The sequence below is a fragment of the Bdellovibrio sp. HCB185ZH genome (genome assembly GCF_047302455.1).
Classification (GTDB): Bacteria; Bdellovibrionota; Bdellovibrionia; order Bdellovibrionales; family Bdellovibrionaceae; genus Bdellovibrio.
The window spans coordinates 593,962-609,516 of record NZ_CP178624.1 but is presented as its reverse complement, the minus strand read 5'-3'; the positions used below and the strand labels follow the sequence as shown (position 1 = coordinate 609,516).

Here is a 15,555-nt window from a genome sequence, read left to right as displayed (position 1 = left end):
TCAATGCAGAAAAGTTTTGTTGGCAGTCAGAGAAGGCATAAAGTAACATTTGAGTGTTTATGGCTGAAAAACGTCCTGCTATTTTTTTTAGACAGAAGTTGGAACTTTTGCTGTTAAGTCAGCGCGAGGACGTTTTGTCGCGTGTGCAGAAACTTATGTCGGAGCATAAGTTTACCTTCAGACATGTGCTTGCTATGGATGACCTGAAAGCTCGCCCTTTCGAACTGCAAAGAGCTTTGGCGATTGTGGTTGCACAGGAAGAATCGGAACATATTGGTGCCTTTACAGAGCGCATTCTGGCACTGGTGGAAAAATTTCCGCTTTCCACGATATTTACTCTCACTCATGAGGCCCCGGAGAAGAATAAATTTACTGGTCCAAAGTTTTCGCGAGTGCTTTTGATAACGCCTTTTGATTTCTTTCAGAACTTCAAGTTTGAATACATGTTACTTCTAAAGTGTCGGGCGCAGTTTTTCGATATTTTACCTTCAGACTTATTCTCAATGACCATTCTGCCATTCACGGTGTTTGTGCGCATGCCTATCAATCAAAGGATTATGGGTGTCGCCTTTCGCGGGGCTGTGCTTTCGGATTCCAAGTACCAAAAAATGCTGACGAAGGGTGGTTTTCTGGTTCATGGCCGCGAAACACCAGCGTACGTTGAATATATAAACACCTACTTCGATCGTTCAGGAATGTCTCTGAAAAAAAGAATGCGTGCCATTTTCCTTTCGATAGCTGCCGTTTGGGTGGAACTCAGCGAAGTGATTCTTTTTGAATTTAAGACCGCTTCGGATGAAGAGATTTCCGCACTCTATAACCAGCTCGAGCAATTGGCTCAGCAGATAGTCGATGTCTTTAAAAGCGAGGAAAATCTGTGGGAAGCTTTACGTGAAGTTTTAGAGAATGATCTCTTTGATAAGTGGCGCAGCCCTTGGGTGGCATCCTATGCCGCTTATATTGCAGTAAAATCTGGTTTGGGAAATCCCGTGGACGTTTTGCTTGCAGGACTTTTTTGCGATGTCGGTCTTTTGGATATTCCAGACGCTACCTATCAGAAGTTTTTGTCAGCGGGTGAGTCTCATCTGGATCCGCAGCAAACTGAGGAGTATCGCAAGCATCCAATGATGTCTTTGAACCGGTGTCTTTTTAAAAAGGTTCCTATCAGCGAATCCGTCAAAGCGATCATGGTTTGTGTCCACGAGCGTGCTGATGAAAAAGGATATCCAAGTCAGACTCCCTTTAACATGGTTCCTGTTGAGTCTTCTTTGATCCGTTTCGCTGAAATGATTGATTTTGGAGTGCGGACGACTCTGGCTGAGCACTCGATCGGGTTCGCTTATCTTCGCGACAAAATATGGCAAGAAGCCAAAGAGAAGCCCGGTAATTTTTCGAAAGACTTCCTTGAGCAGATTTCAGCTTCCTTGAAGTAGTCATTCTGACTATGACACCCATTGTAAGAGTGAAAATCTTTTGCCCCTATTTCGGCTTTTGCATTTAATAGAAGCCTTAATAAGGAGTACTAGAAAATGCTTAAAGTTGTAGCAGTGGTGTTTGCATTTTTAGCTAGCGTTGGCGTAGCTGAGGCGAAAGATTTGACGAACCGTTTAGGGGTTGGAGTTAAGTCTCATTCAACTTTGGATCTTCCCGAGCTTGCAGTTGTTTATAATCCTTCCACTGAGCTTCAGATTTCAGGTGGCCTAGGAATCGATACAGAAAAAGACAAATCTAAATTTGCTGCGACAGCGGGTGTTCGTCGTATAGTGTTCAAAGAACAAAACATGAACTTCTACATGGGTGGAACTTTAGGTTTGGTCAACTGGGAAGAATTTAACACCACAACAGCTAAAAATGAAAAGCAATCTGGCTTTGAGTTAGATGCCGTTTTTGGTGGCGAGTTTTTCTTTTCGGGTCTTGAGTCATTGGGCTTCACATTTGAAGGTGGCGTTGGTGTGATTTCTGCCGACAACGTTCGCTTCAGAACTATTGCGGATAGCCCTTTCCGCGCTGGTATTATTTTTTACTTCTAATTCACAAAGGATATTTTCATGAAAAAAGTGATTCACACAGACAATGCTCCTAAAGCAGTAGGTCCATACTCTCAAGCAGTAGCCATGGGCGATTTTTTGTTCTGCTCTGGTCAAATCTCTATCGATCCTAAAACAAACGAAGTTTTCACGGGCGATATCAAAACTCAAACTGAAATGGTTATGAAAAATGTTGAAGCAGTTCTTGCTGCCAACAACATGAACTTTTCAAACGTAGTTAAAACAACAATTTTCCTTACGAACATGGCTGACTTTGCTACTGTTAATGAGATCTACGCGAAATCCTTTACAGCAGCTCCTCCAGCGCGCTCTACAGTGGCTGTTGCGGCTTTGCCTAAAGGTGTGAACGTCGAGGTTGAAGTCCTTGCTCACCGCTAAAGCCCTGGTACGCACGCGTACTTTTTGGATTTTGATTGTTCTGGGAGCGCTGATTATTCAGCGCTTTTTCCATGAATATCATCAGATCGAAAAAGAACCGATGATCTCTTGGACGAAATCACAAAATGCCGATTGCGCAGTGGTTTTAACAGGGGGTGCGGGGCGTGTGCGTGAAGGCTTTGATCTGCTCGCAAATCAAAACGTTAAAAAGCTTGTCATCTCGGGTGTGTATTCAAATGCAAGAATGCGCGAGATCATGCCAGTGTGGCCGTTTTACGGTAACTTGAACGAGAATGATGTGGTGTTGGATCGTCGCTCTGAAACGACATTTGGAAATGCACAGCAGAGTCTGCCAATCGTGGAGGCCCTGAAATGTCGTGATATCCTTTTGGTCACGTCACGCCTGCACATGTATCGTTCCTATAAAACCTTCCGGGCAGCATTTCCGGAAAACATTTTCATCCAAAAACATCCCATTGTGGGAGGTCGTTACGAGCCTTCGGTCGTGGAGATCTCTTTTGAGGCATTAAAGTCTTTCTTTTATTCTCTCTGGGCTTACTAAAACCAGACCTTCGTATGTAAACGAAAGTTCTATTTTCTCCGATAAATCACCTAGGAAACTGGGGATTTTCGATGAATTCGTTACTCTTGCAAATAGACTCCCTCGGGAGATTTGTGACCAAGAATGTGGAGTATACATGGCGTGTACTCCTGATGGTTTATCTTTCCCTTCGCGCAACAATCCTTGATCAGACTCAAGGGGCGCGTGAAATCGTGCGTGTGATCTCTGCGCAGATTTACTTCACGGGATGGCAGGCGTTGCCGCTGGTAAGTGTTCTGGCGCTGACTTCCGGAAGTGTTCTGGTTCTTCAATCCCTTTCAAATCTTTCCATGTTCGGCGGAACGCAAATGATCGGTCAATTTTTGATCGTGATGATTTTACGTGAGGCGGGGCCGTTGTTGGTGGCCCTCGTTGTGGTTGCGAGATCCGGAACTGCTGTCGCTTCCGAAATTGGCAATATGCGTGCGAATCGCGAAATCGAAGCTTTGGAAGTGATGGGGATTAACCCATTAAGCTATATCGTTTTCCCTCGCGTCCTCGGTGGCGTGATCAGCATGCTGTGTCTGGCATTTTATTTCAACTTTGTCGCTTTGATTGGCGGCTTTTTTGTGACGAAATTCATTCAAGACATGCCATTTGCTTTTTATGCCGAGTCTCTTATGACTTCGTTTGCGATGGATGACTTTTTGATTTTCCTTCTGAAAAACAGTTTCAGTGGAATGATCATTTTTGTTGTTTCCTGCTATCAGGGATTGTCGGTTAAGAAAAGTCCTACCGAAGTTCCGCAAGTCACAACCCAGGCGGTTGTGAACAGTATCATCTTCGTTATTATTTTTAATTTAGTTGTAACAGCTTTGTTTTATTTAAATCAGTTACGCAATCTGGGAGTCATTTAATGAAAATCGAAAGTCTAAAATTTGAAGGCGTTTCTTTTTGCCACGAAGGTCAGGACCCTGTCGTCGCCAATGTTGAATTTGATTTTCCAATGAATGAAATTCTTTGGGTAAAAGCTGAAGAGGGGGCGGGTAAAAGCTCTTTGCTTCAGATCCTGGCGGGTTTGCAAATGCCGCAATCAGGACAGTTTTTAATCAATGGAAACAATGTATGTGACATGTCTTTCGAGGAGTTTCTGCCTTACAGACTGCAGATAGGCTACTCCTTTGATTATGGTGGTTTGATCAATAATCAGACGTTGTTTGATAATATGATGTTGCCACTTTTGTATCATAAGACTTTGAGTCCGGCGGATGCGAAAGCACGGGTGGACGAGATTTTCAAAATATTCGATGTGACGAAGTATGCTCATGAGAGACCGGCTCACGTGCCGGGGCGTTTGCGTAAGCTTGTGTGTTTGTTGCGTGCGATGGTTATGCGCCCGCAAGTTTTGTTGTTGGATGATCCAAGTGTAGGTTTGGGTCAAGACAGCGTCTATACCCTGGTGGACTATATCCATCAGTTGCGTAAAGAAGGTTGTCTGCAGCACGTCTTTATCAGCTCTTATGACGAAAAATTTATGAATCTTTTCAATTATCAAATTGTTCATTTGGATGATGGACAGCTTTATTTTCAACCGGTGGATCCAGAGAAGAGAGTTGTGCATTTATGATGAATGTTAAGTTCAATAAATTTGAACGAATTGCGGGACTGTTTGTGGGACTTGCGATCCTGGGTGTGATCGTGACCGCCATCAGTATCGCTATCAAACAAGGGTGGTTTGACTCGAAGGTCTTTTATACGACCACGTTCGAGAATGCTGACGGTCTTCATCAGGGGACGACAGTGCAAATGGCGGGTCTTCGTGCAGGTGCCGTTGAAGATGTTGAACTTCGTGCAGATAACAAGATCCAAGTGACGTTCTATGTTTTAAGTAAATTTCAGGAGCGCATCCGTCAGGATAGTTCTGTTTCTATGAATCGTCCATTCATTATCGGGGAGAAGATTCTGGAAGTGACGGTGGGTTCTGAAAAACTTCCTATTCTCGCCAGTAACAGTCCTATTGGTTCTCATGAAACGATGGACGTAGTAACGATGCTTTCCAGTCGAAATATCAGTACGACGATGTCTCGAGTTGGTGGGCTTTTAGAAAACATGCAAATGCTGGTGGAAGCCTTTGCGGATAAAAATCGTGCCCAAAGTTTCGTTCGCGTGATTGACCGTATGGATCCGTTGATGAAAAACATGACGGTGATGTCACAAGAGGTGATCAAACTTTCTAAGCAGGCGACCAAAAACGACTCTATGGAAGTGTTGATGACGAATCTTGCGACAACGACAACTGAAATCAATCGTATTTTGCCTGAGCTGAATAAGCAAAACCCAGAGCTTGCTAAAGACCTGGCGGTTATGACTCAAAATCTTGCCGTCATGACCCATGCTTTGGGGCCGGTGATGAAAGAAGTGGAACCAGAGCTTCCGCAGGCTTCGCGTCGTTTGCTTGAAGTCATGAATGAAACCGTGGTCACTCTGAAAGCAATGCAAAAAAGCTTCTTTATGGAAAGCAATGTGCGTGAGGTTCGTAAAGAAGAAGCTCTGCAGCGTGCTCCCGCCAGCGACAAGGCTAAATAGCCGACAAAACGCTTGAATCCCTACAATGAAACCATAAGATAAAGAGATGCTAGTTGGGCATCTCTTTCGTCATTTTATCTTCTCAAAGCGTGCGGGGGCATTGATCCGTCGTATTGCTTTTTTGTCTATTGGCGGGATCACGATCAGTGTGACGGCTTTTTTGGTTGTTCTGTTTGTGATGAATGGGATGAATGCCAGTATTCGGAAACGCATTTTGGGGCTTGAGCCTCATCTGTATGTCACGGTTCCTGGAATGCAAAATGCCATGGGGCTTGAGGCGCATCCGGTTTTTTCCCGGATTAAAGAAGATACGACAACTCAAGCCTATGTATACGAAACTCAAGATGTGATTTTGCGGAGTCAAGATGGTCAATTCCGCGGAGCGTTCGCACGAGGTGTGACTCGCCCGAGTCTTGAACATTTTATTTCGCAACTGGCGAAGCTTGATGCGGATAAGCCGCAAAGTTCTCGGGGTGGGCCGCCTTCATTTACTTGGGATCCCCAAGATGTGCCTGACGAAGGGGAAGTCGTGTTGGGAGTTGATCTCGCACAATCCCTTGGAGTTTTTGAAGGTGATTTCATTACCGTGGTCTCGCCAACTGGTTTGCTTTTGCCACCCGGAGAAACACCAAAATTTGAACGCGTGCGTATAAAACGTGTCGTTACGACAAGTCTGACCGACGTGGATTCTCAATATCTGTTTTATCAACGCGGTAAAGCTTTAAAAGCTTTGGGCGGTGGAGAATTAAAGAAAATGGGAATTGAGATGTGGCTTGCTGACGAGGGTCGCGTCGATAGTGTTAAAAGTGATTTGATGAAGTTCACTGATGTTCAAGTGGAAACTTGGATGGATCGCAACTCGGCTTTATTTTACGCATTAAAGTTAGAGAAGCTGACCATAGGTGTGTTTCTGGGGCTGGCGGGGATGATTGCAGCAAGTTCTATTCTCACTGTCCTCGCTCTGTTGTTGTCGCAAAAGCGCCGCGACATCGCGATTCTTAGAACGATCGGATTGTCGGGCAAGGAAACTGTTAAGATTTTCACTCAGATGGGTTTTTTCTTATCAGGATCCGGTGTCGTCATGGGAACGGTTTTGGGTACGGGGATTAGCCTGTACGTGCAAAAAAATCCCATCAATATGTGGTCCTCCCAAGTCTTTTACGACACAAGTATTCCGAGCCTGGTTGATTGGTGGTTGGTCGTCGGCGTGATCGTCGTAAGTTCTGCGATTGCGTATTTTGGTTCTTATATACCGGCGCGAACCGCCTCAGATGTTCAGCCTTCAGAAGCATTGCGAGTGAAATAAAAAAAGCCCAACGAGGAGTTGGGCTTTTTTTGTGAACTATTTAAACTACACGCTCACTTGGAAATCTCTCAAGGCATCTGTTAATGATGTCTTAAGATCTGTGCTTGGTTTACGCTGACCTATGATCAGTGCACATGGAACACCGAACTCACCAGCGGGGAACTTTTTCATTTGTGTTCCTGGGATGACAACAGAGTTTGCAGGAACTCGGCCTTTCAGTTCAACCGGCTTGCTGCCAGTGGCATCAATGATTTTCGTGCTGGCAGTGATGGTAACCCCTGCACCCAGAACAGCACCTTCTTCAATCACCGCGCCCTCAACAACGATGCAACGACTGCCGATGAAAGCATTGTCTTCAATGATGACTGGAGAGGCTTGAACGGGTTCAAGAACTCCACCAATTCCCACGCCACCAGATAGATGAACATTCTTACCGATTTGAGCACAGGAGCCCACGGTGGCCCAGGTGTCGACCATTGTTCCGGCACCCACATAGGATCCAATATTCACATAAGAAGGCATTAAGATAGCACCTTTTTCGATGAATGAACCTTTACGAGCTAGGGCGTGAGGTACCACACGAACGCCGTCTTCTTCAGACCATTTTTTTACGGGGATTTTGTCGAAGTAAGTGAAGTCTCCGGCTTGCATCACAGTCATGTGTTGAACACGGAAATAAAGAAGGATCGCTTTTTTAATCCACTCATTAACAATCCAGCTGCCGTCTTTCTTCTCTGCGACGCGAAGACGACCTGAATCCAAACCTTCAATCACTTCGAAGATTGATTTAAGGTCATTCGCCATCAATTGATCAACGCGTTTGCCATTTTGAATTTCTGTATAGAGCTGTTCAACAGATTGTTGCATCTCGGAGTCTCCTTACTTGTCGTAAACTTTCAAAGCGTCCAGAATTGCCGGAACGTGGATTTTAATAATGTCTTCAGCTGATTGACCACGCTCAATTTCGTAAGTCAAAGTCGGGCAGGGTCGTTCAAGACCCGCATAAGTGCCAAGGCAGCCCGGAGTTGGATATCCGATGTCGTCATCGATTTTATAACCCGTGTGCTTTGCCAGAACGTTTGCAAATTCATAGCAATCGCCATTGACGTTTAAAACTGGTTGCCAAGAGTGAAGGGAAAGAACCAGTTTTGGTTTTTTCTGCTCAAGATAAGCCATCAATCCATGGTTTTCAGTTTCGCTCCCTGCCTTCGGCCCTGGATGATAACGGGGAGTCTTGATTTCTGGAGACCAGTCTTTCGTTGGCAGATTACGATTTAAATCAACGCCATTTCCGTTTCCGCGAGTTTTGTAGATCACTCCCTCAAGATTGAATTGAGGTACGACCGTCAAAGTGAATTTGTGATCGAAGGATTTCATGAAGTACTTAAGAAGTTCTTGAGCACAGATTACGCCTTCGATTTCATCGCCATGCACGCCACCTAGAATGAGCAGCTCGGGACCTGGGCCATTTCCGAATTCGTAAGCCAGTACTGGCATGCCTTTGGAGGTGTAAGTAAAAATAGAAGTTTTCATGACAAACGTCCTTTGTTCGGCGATGATGTTAGCACGAGGTTTTTGTGGAATACATCAATAATGAGCTTCATTTTGGGCCCAGTAAAAAGAAATTATCTTCATTATGTGCGAACTACATTCGCCCGATCTATGTCTACGACCTTGATTTCATTCGCAGCCGCCTCAAGCAGATGGCAGAAGCTCTTGCTGGAGTGCGTTTATATTTTGCGGTGAAAGCCAATCCGAATCCTCAAGTTTTGCAATGTTTGAAGTCTGCGGGCGCGGGGGCCGATGTTGTTTCCCTGGGAGAAATTAAGCGCGCTTTAGAAAGCGGGTTTCTGCCTGAAGACATCGTTTATTCCGGAGTTGGTAAAACCCGCCATGAGATTACCGAAGCTCTTCAATTGGGTGTCCTGCAAATCAACGTAGAAAGTTTGCCAGAGCTTGAACGAATTGGCGAGATAGCTGAAAAATTGGGCAAAAAAGCTCATGTGGCATTGCGCTTAAATCCCGACGTCAGTATCAAAACTCATCCTTATATCGCAACAGGATTGCGCGATAATAAATTCGGTATGGAATTGTCGATGATCCCAGAGCTAACGACTTGTTTAAAAAAATACCCGAATGCGCTCGAGTTGGTTGGTGTGAGTCTGCATTTGGGTTCGCAAATGTTGGAGTTTTCTGGGTATCAGGAAGCTTTGATGAAACTTAAAGAGGTTTTTAAAAATCTGCAGAAAGATTTTTCAAGCCTTCGTCGATTTGATTTCGGGGGTGGCTTGGGTGTTGTTTACGAAAAACAAGACCTTGAATTGGAAGCACGCTTGTTAAAGGAATATGCGGGAATCACGTTAGAGATTCTTTCTGATCTTAAATGCGAATTGCAGTCAGAGCCAGGTCGCTGGTTGGTAGCTCATGCGGGGACTTTATTAACGCAAGTTCAGTATGTGAAAAGAACTTCTGCCAAAACTTTTATCATCGTGGATGCCGGAATGAATCACCTGATTCGTCCATCACTGTATGAGGCCGAACACTTGATTAAACCTTTGGTGAAATCAGCAAAGCAAATAAAGTGTGATGTGGTTGGGCCTATCTGCGAGTCTTCGGATTTCTTTTTGAAAGACTACGAAATGGATGAAGTTAAAGAGGGAGATATTTTAGCTGTTATGGATTCGGGGGCCTATGGTTACTCGATGGCGAGCACCTATAATCTTCAGGAACTTCCGTTGGAAGTTTGTATCTAAACTAAATCCACCACACGAAACTCGTCAGCTTTGATGGGTTTCAAAATTTTAAGTGCCATCTCTGTAAAGTGAGCGGAAGAATCCGTTGTCATGATTTCAATCTTCTGATGGTTTTCCTTGGAATTCATTTGCAGTCGATTTTTGCTAAAGTCCCGGTTTAACCAGCGAGCAATAGCCTCGCCCGAGTCCACCAATTCGATGGATGAACCTGTCACTCGCGCGATTGAATTCTTAAGCAAAGGATAATGTGTGCATCCCAGAATCAATGTATCGATCGAGTGTTGCAGGATCTGACTTAAATAACGAAACACAATAAGATTCGTCACAGGATCAGAGTCCCAGCCTTCCTCGGCGAGGGGTACGAAAAGAGGACAGGCTTGATCAATCACTTGAGCTGTGGGTTCTAATTCCAGAATTTTGTGACTGTAAGCTTTACTATTAATCGTTGCTCTAGTTCCCAGAACTCCGATGCGTTTGCTTTCGCTCACTTCAATCGCACGTTGAGCACCCGGGCCAATGACATTGTAAATTGGAAGTCCTTCAAGCTCTGGTTCCGGAACTTGAGTTGAAGCCGTATTACACGCAATAACAATCGCTTTTACATCGAGTCTTTTTAAAAACTGAATGTTCTGTTCTGAGTATTTGCGAATGGTGTGTGCAGATTTCGAACCATAGGGAAGGCGTGCGGTATCGCCCAGATAGAGAAAATTCTCCTGGGGAAACTGGAGGGCCAGTTCTTTCAGAACAGTAAGGCCCCCGATGCCTGAATCAAATACCCCTATGGGTCTGGAATCCATTTTTATTTTACTCCGTGTGCGCGAGACTCAGAGATACCATTAGAAGACATTTCCATAAAGAGGGCTTTGTCTTTTATCTCAGCAATGCTTGTTGCATTGATGTAGCTCATGCCTGAACGGATGCCGCCAGTGACTTCGTGAATCACGTCTTTAACGTGTCCTTTGACATTAACTTGAGTTGATTCACCTTCAGGAGCCATTCCTTCAGGAACGCCACCGCGCCAAGAATCTTGCGCAGATTTTGAAGCCATACCGCGATATTGCTTTTTGCCGTTTTTTATTTCTCCCGGAGTTTCAATTGTTCCTGAAAGCATAGAGCCAAGCATGACAGTGCTCGCGCCTGCGGCGAAAGCTTTCACCATGTCTCCAGAAGTACGGATACCACCGTCAGCGATGACTGGAACACCGTGAGAAGCCGCGACTTCTGCGCACAATGCGATCGCTGTTAATTGCGGCACTCCACAACCTGTGATGATACGAGTTGTGCACATCGAGCCAGGTCCGATACCCACTTTGATAGCATCCGCACCCGCTTCGATCAGATCGTGAGCAGCATCTGGAGTTGCCATGTTGCCGGCGATCAAATCAACTTTTGGGTAGGCGTCTTTCAACCACTTCATCGTCTCCATCATTTGCACGGAGTGTCCATGAGCGATGTCGATGGTGATAATGTTAACACCAGCTTCAACCAACGATTTGGCACGGGCTTTAAATTCTTCTCCCACCCCAACGCTTGCAGAAATAAGTTTCAGGCCAGCTTCTTTCAGGCGACGTGCTTGAGCAGCTTGCTCTTCGATAGGGAGAAAGCGGTGAAGGATACCCATGCCACCCAATTGGTGCATAGCCAGCGCCATATCGTATTCTGTAACCATGTCCATGTTGGCGCTGATGATAGGTGTATCCATGGTAAAGTTGCGAGTTACTTTTGTCGTCAATTGGGGATCGCGACGAGAACGAACATCTGAACGTGCCGGGATAATAAGTACGTCGTCAAAAGTTAAACCTTTGCCGCGGGATCTGATATCTTTCCAATTAAACATGAGAGTCATGTCGTCTTACCTCGTCTTGAAATACATTAAATAAAAGCTGAGTTGATATAATTAATAAATAGGTATCGAGCAGATTCAAAAGAAGACTGGCCACCGGGGTCTTCCATAGCAAGCGATAGGAATCAAACACACTCGCCAAAATCAGTGGGATAAAAAGGTGGAACAAGATAAGAATGCCAATGACTTTAAACCAGTGTCTTCTGAAAACGTAAGACGAGGCTTTCAATGCATCAATCTTGCCTTCGTCATAACGGATCGAGCTGGTAACAACCATAGGAACCAGGCTGTATTCCAGATACTTCCAGATCCCTGGAATAATGAATAGTAGCGACCACAGGAGGGTCTTGCCCCAGGTGCGGAGTGTTTCAATAAAAATCTGGTTGATGTATTTTCCGTAAAAATCGTTCAAGTTTTCCACGAAGCGACTGACTTGCATGGCGTACAGTGTTGTTGTCATCAAAAGGATGGGAAATATAATGCTGCTGATGACTGACAAAAATCCAAACCAATAGACTTGCGGAGAGGCTCCTAAGGGATCGCGTAAAGCGTCTTCGACTTTGATATTTAGAAACTGATCGATGTTAGTAGACAGCACCACAAGGATGAACAAAGGAAAGGCAACTTTTTTAAAAACCTTCAGGTTCTCGGTAAAGAATTTCACCACCCAACTAAATCGAGAAACCAGAGGGGAGTCAAGCGGACCTTTGCTAATATACACCTCCCAAAGAGGGACCTTTCTCGAGATACTAAGAACCTATGCAAGAAACAATTTTAGTTACCGGTGCTACCGGAAATATCGGCCGTGAATTGGTGGGGCGCCTTCATGATAGGCAGGCGCATTTTGTTGCTGCAAGTCATCAGGAGTCGATCTTTACTCCTGATGTGCGGCATCTCCAGTGGGATCTGGGAGAGAAATCCCTGGTTCAAGAGGGGGTGAAGAATGTTGATGTTCTGTTTCTACTTTTGCCGATTTCTGCGTCTATGATGATCTATGCTCAAAATGCGATTTTGGCTGCTAAAAATTCTGGCGTTAAATTTATGATCTTAAGCTCTATTATGGGAGCAGATACGGAGTCGCAATTCTTACTCCACCGGATGCATGGCGAAATTGAGGAAATGGCCAAAGAAAGTAAAATTCCCCTGGTAATCCTACGCCCGAATGTTTTCATGCAAAATTTTGTGACTCGGCATACGGAATCAATCCGTCAAGGGGCTCTGTTTCTGCCTGAAAGTGAAGCAAAAAGTTCCTATGTGGATGTGCGCGATATCGCGGATGTGGCTATCAAAGTGATTGAAAATCCCTGGTTGTATGAAAATCGAGTGATTGATTTGACCGGACCCGAGGCTTTAAGCAATGAAGAGGTTTTGGCGAAAATCTCGCAAACCTTGGGTCGACGCGTGACATACGTTCCAGTTACGGAAGCTGCGACCAAACATCGTTTGTCGCGGGAAGGTTTAAGTTCCTGGATGATTGACGCCTATTTAAGTCTGCATCGCGCGGCTCGCGAGGGTATGACTGCGATGGTTCACCCCAGTAATCAGCAGGTCCGGGGAGTTGCTCCGAGAAGTTTTGATCAATTCTGCAAAGAGGTGAGTCATTTATGGCAATCTCCATATTCAGAAACTTTGCGTGAAGCGAGTCTCTGAATTAGTATTTCCGCATGATCACCTATTTACCAAAATCTTCTTACCAAATCATGCCATGGAAAAACGGCAAGGGCCTGACCTCACAAATTGCGTTAGGACCTGAAGGTTCATCTTTTCCTGATAACTTCCTTTGGAGAATCAGTTCAGCCCAAGTCAACGGTAAGGATCCTTTTTCCAACTTTATAGGTTGTGATCGACTGTTGACAGTGACTCAAGGAGTGGGGCTTTCCTTGAATGGCAGTGATTTAGTACCTCGTCAGGTGATCTCCTTTGCGGGTGAGACGGAGATACAAGCGGAACTGATAGAGGGACCCGTCGTAGATTTAGGAATTATTTTCAAAAGAGATTCCGTGCGTGCGGAAATGAAAGTCTTGGATCTTTCGGAAGTTGCTGAATTAACACTCGCTGAAGGGATTCATTTTATTTATTGTTTGCGAGGACGCCTGAGCATTCAGGAGTTCTTGGTTCACGCCGAAGATTCTGTCAGGATTGAAAAACAAACTTTGATTAAGCTTGATGGACTTAATCACAGTTCGTATGTTTTGATTTCTATCTTTCCCAAATAATTTAATGATCTAATGGTTTTCCTTTGGGCGGGGGCGTAACCTTAGGTCTTATTGGATGTGGCAAGGGTTTGATGTTAGCAACTGGCTCTAATTCAATTCTTTGTTCCGTGACCCAGGATTCAAGCAAACGATAAGTTACAGCTAAAATAACGGGACCGATGAAAAGACCGATTGCGCCAAAGGATAACAAGCCTCCAATAACACCGGCAAGAATCAAGATCATCGGGAGATCCGCTCCTTTGTGAATCAGAACCGGTCTAATAAAGTTATCTATGGCTGTGACAAACAAGGCCCAAACCAACAAGCATGTGGCAACGAAGGTTTGATCTTTAAAATAAAGCCAACCGACCGCGATTAACATAGGAATGATGACACCGATCTGCGCGATACATAGAATGAACGCAACAGCTGTCAATACGCCTGGAAGGGGAACGTCTGTTAGAAAAAGACCTATGCCCGCCAATCCCGTTTGAATGGCGGCGGTGATAACGATACCCATGGCAACCGCTTTTACTGCCTGTGCCGCCAAGATAACTGCATGATCTCCGCGTTCTCCTGAAAGGCGAATAAAAAACTTTCTGATACCACTTGCGGCGGTTTCACCCGTGGCATACAGAAATCCTGTTAAGCCCAGAGTCAGTAATAGGTAGACAAAAAATAGGGAAGCCTCTTTGGCGGCGGTTGCCATATAATTCATAGCGGAAAGGGAAAACGCCCGGACCTGTTCAGTTATGTAAGTGGAATCTTTAGCTCCGAACTCAGCCCACTTCTCACTAATTTTTGGACCGAAAACTGGCATTGTCGTTACAAAATCAGGAAGAGGGGGAAGTTGTTTGTTGGGAAGATCTCGCAACCAGGCAATACCGTCATCCACATGAGTAAAAAGAATATAAGCACCGGTTCCTATGGGTGCGATAACTAATGTGGCCATTGCGATCATCATGATCATAATGGCAAGCCATCGCTTGCCGCCCATCCTTCGCGTGAGTTTTTCTAGCAGGGGCCAAGTGGTGATCGTGATCATGGCAGCCCAAAACAGCGACGGAATAAAAGGGGACATCACCCAAAGGCTCACTAAACCTAACGAAAGAATAACAATCGAAGTCAGGAGAGTTTTTGTGATCGGTGTAGATGTTTGCATGACATCAGAGTACACCCAGAATGAAGTTCGGCAATGTAATCAGGTCAAAGATGAGACCTTACAAAGCCGGGCCTCGACTTAAGAGACGAGGCCTTATTTCATGGAAATAAAATTCTGCGGATTACTTTAGAGAAAGTGTTCCCAAGAAATCTTTTTTACCTAAATCAACACCGTTATGACGAAGAATCGCGTAGGCAGTGGTCATGTGGAAATAGAAATTCGGAATCGCATGCTCGTTTGCATAATCTTCGCCCATCATGTGTTTGCCATCCCAGCGAGGATTCGTGATCTGTTTTGTTTTTGCCTGTTCGAAGTTTGCGGGTTTGAGGGATTGCAGGTATTTGATTGTATTTGCTATGCGCTCTTTGATTTCATTCAGAGTGGTTTCTTTATCTTCGAAGACCGGAGCCTCAACGCCTGTCAAACGAGCTGATGCAAGCTTCGCGGTGTCACAAGCGATCTGAATCTGACGCATCAATGGAAATTGATCCGGAGCCAAGCGAGAATTCAGCAAAACTTCCGGTTGAAATTTCTTGGCATCCGCATACTGCGCGCCTTTATCCAAAAACAGGTTGAGGTTCCCAAGCATTTTTGTGAATTGAACCACGAGTGTATCGTACATCATAAAGTCTCCTTTTATTGATGCATCGAAAATAGGCGTTGAATGTAACATTGTCTAGCACAAATGGGCCGTTCTAGTTGCAGGACGTTAGTGTTAGTAAAAGGTCAATGTAAGTACGCAC

At 44.9% G+C, this 15,555-nt stretch carries 18 protein-coding genes; 11 read left to right on the top strand and 7 right to left on the bottom strand.

Translation table 11 applies throughout. The features are described 5' to 3' along the window. Positions 1-59: 59 nt before the first annotated feature. The 8 genes from ACLSU7_RS03030 (at position 60) to ACLSU7_RS02995 (ending at position 6,859) form a co-directional block, all read left to right on the top strand. Complete coding sequence (locus tag ACLSU7_RS03030; protein WP_413294081.1) at positions 60-1,433, top strand: HD domain-containing phosphohydrolase; 1,374 nt, start codon at positions 60-62, stop codon at positions 1,431-1,433. Between the two features lie 96 nt (positions 1,434-1,529). After that, complete coding sequence (locus ACLSU7_RS03025) at positions 1,530-2,030, top strand: organic solvent tolerance protein (RefSeq protein ID WP_413294080.1); 501 nt, start codon at positions 1,530-1,532, stop codon at positions 2,028-2,030. An 18-nt stretch (positions 2,031-2,048) separates the two neighbouring features. Further along, positions 2,049-2,426, top strand: a complete 378-nt coding sequence (locus ACLSU7_RS03020) for a RidA family protein (RefSeq protein WP_413294078.1) — start codon at positions 2,049-2,051, stop codon at positions 2,424-2,426. Then, a complete protein-coding gene (locus tag ACLSU7_RS03015; protein ID WP_413294077.1) occupies positions 2,413-2,988 on the top strand; it encodes a YdcF family protein in 576 nt (191 codons plus the stop codon). The genes ACLSU7_RS03020 and ACLSU7_RS03015 overlap by 14 nt, the downstream gene beginning before the upstream one ends. Positions 2,989-3,101: 113 nt before the next feature. Continuing rightward, positions 3,102-3,884, top strand: coding sequence for an MlaE family ABC transporter permease (locus tag ACLSU7_RS03010; RefSeq protein ID WP_246845923.1), 783 nt, complete (start codon positions 3,102-3,104; stop codon positions 3,882-3,884). Further along, positions 3,884-4,594 (top strand): cell division ATP-binding protein FtsE, encoded by a 711-nt coding sequence (locus tag ACLSU7_RS03005; RefSeq protein WP_413294076.1) that lies wholly within the window; start codon positions 3,884-3,886, stop codon positions 4,592-4,594. Before ACLSU7_RS03010 ends, ACLSU7_RS03005 begins: the two co-directional genes overlap by 1 nt. Then, positions 4,591-5,553 carry an MlaD family protein gene (locus ACLSU7_RS03000; RefSeq protein WP_413294075.1) on the top strand — a complete coding sequence of 321 codons (963 nt, stop codon included), beginning with the start codon at positions 4,591-4,593 and terminating at the stop codon, positions 5,551-5,553. The genes ACLSU7_RS03005 and ACLSU7_RS03000 overlap by 4 nt, the downstream gene beginning before the upstream one ends. Positions 5,554-5,599: 46 nt before the next feature. After that, entirely contained in the window at positions 5,600-6,859 is a 1,260-nt protein-coding gene (locus ACLSU7_RS02995; protein WP_413294074.1) for an FtsX-like permease family protein, read from the top strand. A 45-nt stretch (positions 6,860-6,904) separates the two neighbouring features. Here ACLSU7_RS02995 and ACLSU7_RS02990 read toward each other — a convergent pair whose 3' ends face one another. Further along, positions 6,905-7,726 carry a 2,3,4,5-tetrahydropyridine-2,6-dicarboxylate N-succinyltransferase gene (locus ACLSU7_RS02990; RefSeq protein ID WP_413294073.1) on the bottom strand — a complete coding sequence of 274 codons (822 nt, stop codon included), beginning with the start codon at positions 7,724-7,726 and terminating at the stop codon, positions 6,905-6,907. 12 nt (positions 7,727-7,738) lie between these two features. Next, on the bottom strand, positions 7,739-8,392 hold the full coding sequence (locus ACLSU7_RS02985) for a M14 family zinc carboxypeptidase (protein ID WP_413294072.1): 654 nt from the start codon (positions 8,390-8,392) through the stop codon (positions 7,739-7,741). A gap of 44 nt (positions 8,393-8,436) precedes the next feature. On the opposite strand from ACLSU7_RS02985, the gene lysA reads away from it, so the two are divergent. Then, complete coding sequence (gene lysA, locus ACLSU7_RS02980; protein WP_413294071.1) at positions 8,437-9,612, top strand: diaminopimelate decarboxylase; 1,176 nt, start codon at positions 8,437-8,439, stop codon at positions 9,610-9,612. Here the strand turns inward: lysA and murI are convergent. From murI to ACLSU7_RS02965, 3 genes are read right to left on the bottom strand one after another with little or no spacing between them, the layout of a single operon-like run. Continuing rightward, positions 9,609-10,409, bottom strand: a complete 801-nt coding sequence (gene murI / locus ACLSU7_RS02975; RefSeq protein ID WP_413294070.1) for a glutamate racemase — start codon at positions 10,407-10,409, stop codon at positions 9,609-9,611. The two genes, lysA and murI, sit on opposite strands and share 4 nt — an antisense overlap. Before the next feature lie 2 nt (positions 10,410-10,411). Beyond that, a complete protein-coding gene (locus ACLSU7_RS02970) occupies positions 10,412-11,449 on the bottom strand; it encodes a guanosine monophosphate reductase (protein ID WP_413294069.1) in 1,038 nt (345 codons plus the stop codon). Continuing rightward, positions 11,442-12,119, bottom strand: a complete 678-nt coding sequence (locus ACLSU7_RS02965) for a hypothetical protein (protein WP_413294068.1) — start codon at positions 12,117-12,119, stop codon at positions 11,442-11,444. Before ACLSU7_RS02965 ends, ACLSU7_RS02970 begins: the two co-directional genes overlap by 8 nt. A 95-nt stretch (positions 12,120-12,214) precedes the next feature. Here ACLSU7_RS02965 and ACLSU7_RS02960 point away from each other — a divergent pair, with 95 nt between their 5' ends. Then, the gene (locus ACLSU7_RS02960) at positions 12,215-13,105 is read left to right on the top strand and encodes an SDR family oxidoreductase (protein WP_413294067.1); all 891 of its coding nucleotides are present in this window, start codon (positions 12,215-12,217) and stop codon (positions 13,103-13,105) included. A 14-nt stretch (positions 13,106-13,119) separates the two neighbouring features. Beyond that, entirely contained in the window at positions 13,120-13,671 is a 552-nt protein-coding gene (locus ACLSU7_RS02955; protein WP_413294066.1) for a HutD family protein, read from the top strand. A gap of 1 nt (position 13,672) precedes the next feature. Here the strand turns inward: ACLSU7_RS02955 and ydiK are convergent, their stop codons facing one another. Both ydiK and ACLSU7_RS02945 read right to left on the bottom strand, forming a co-directional pair. Next, positions 13,673-14,812, bottom strand: a complete 1,140-nt coding sequence (ydiK, locus tag ACLSU7_RS02950; RefSeq protein WP_413294065.1) for an AI-2E family transporter YdiK — start codon at positions 14,810-14,812, stop codon at positions 13,673-13,675. A 121-nt stretch (positions 14,813-14,933) separates the two neighbouring features. Continuing rightward, on the bottom strand, positions 14,934-15,437 hold the full coding sequence (locus ACLSU7_RS02945) for a DUF1993 domain-containing protein (RefSeq protein WP_413294064.1): 504 nt from the start codon (positions 15,435-15,437) through the stop codon (positions 14,934-14,936). Positions 15,438-15,555 lie beyond the last annotated feature (118 nt).

Excerpts from the sequence above, each read along its gene's own strand:
- ydiK (WP_413294065.1), bottom strand. The coding sequence starts at position 14,812 with ATGCAAACATCTACACCGATCACAAAAACTCTCCTGACTTCGATTGTT.
- ACLSU7_RS02995 (WP_413294074.1), top strand. The coding sequence starts at position 5,600 with ATGCTAGTTGGGCATCTCTTTCGTCATTTTATCTTCTCAAAGCGTGCG.
- ACLSU7_RS03020 (WP_413294078.1), top strand. The coding sequence starts at position 2,049 with ATGAAAAAAGTGATTCACACAGACAATGCTCCTAAAGCAGTAGGTCCA.
- ACLSU7_RS02955 (WP_413294066.1), top strand. The coding sequence starts at position 13,120 with ATGATCACCTATTTACCAAAATCTTCTTACCAAATCATGCCATGGAAA.
- ACLSU7_RS02970 (WP_413294069.1), bottom strand. The coding sequence starts at position 11,449 with ATGTTTAATTGGAAAGATATCAGATCCCGCGGCAAAGGTTTAACTTTT.
- ACLSU7_RS03005 (WP_413294076.1), top strand. The coding sequence starts at position 3,884 with ATGAAAATCGAAAGTCTAAAATTTGAAGGCGTTTCTTTTTGCCACGAA.
- ACLSU7_RS02960 (WP_413294067.1), top strand. The coding sequence starts at position 12,215 with ATGCAAGAAACAATTTTAGTTACCGGTGCTACCGGAAATATCGGCCGT.
- ACLSU7_RS03025 (WP_413294080.1), top strand. The coding sequence starts at position 1,530 with ATGCTTAAAGTTGTAGCAGTGGTGTTTGCATTTTTAGCTAGCGTTGGC.
- ACLSU7_RS03030 (WP_413294081.1), top strand. The coding sequence starts at position 60 with ATGGCTGAAAAACGTCCTGCTATTTTTTTTAGACAGAAGTTGGAACTT.
- ACLSU7_RS03000 (WP_413294075.1), top strand. The coding sequence starts at position 4,591 with ATGATGAATGTTAAGTTCAATAAATTTGAACGAATTGCGGGACTGTTT.
- murI (WP_413294070.1), bottom strand. The coding sequence starts at position 10,409 with ATGGATTCCAGACCCATAGGGGTATTTGATTCAGGCATCGGGGGCCTT.
- ACLSU7_RS02945 (WP_413294064.1), bottom strand. The coding sequence starts at position 15,437 with ATGATGTACGATACACTCGTGGTTCAATTCACAAAAATGCTTGGGAAC.
- ACLSU7_RS02990 (WP_413294073.1), bottom strand. The coding sequence starts at position 7,726 with ATGCAACAATCTGTTGAACAGCTCTATACAGAAATTCAAAATGGCAAA.
- ACLSU7_RS02985 (WP_413294072.1), bottom strand. The coding sequence starts at position 8,392 with ATGAAAACTTCTATTTTTACTTACACCTCCAAAGGCATGCCAGTACTG.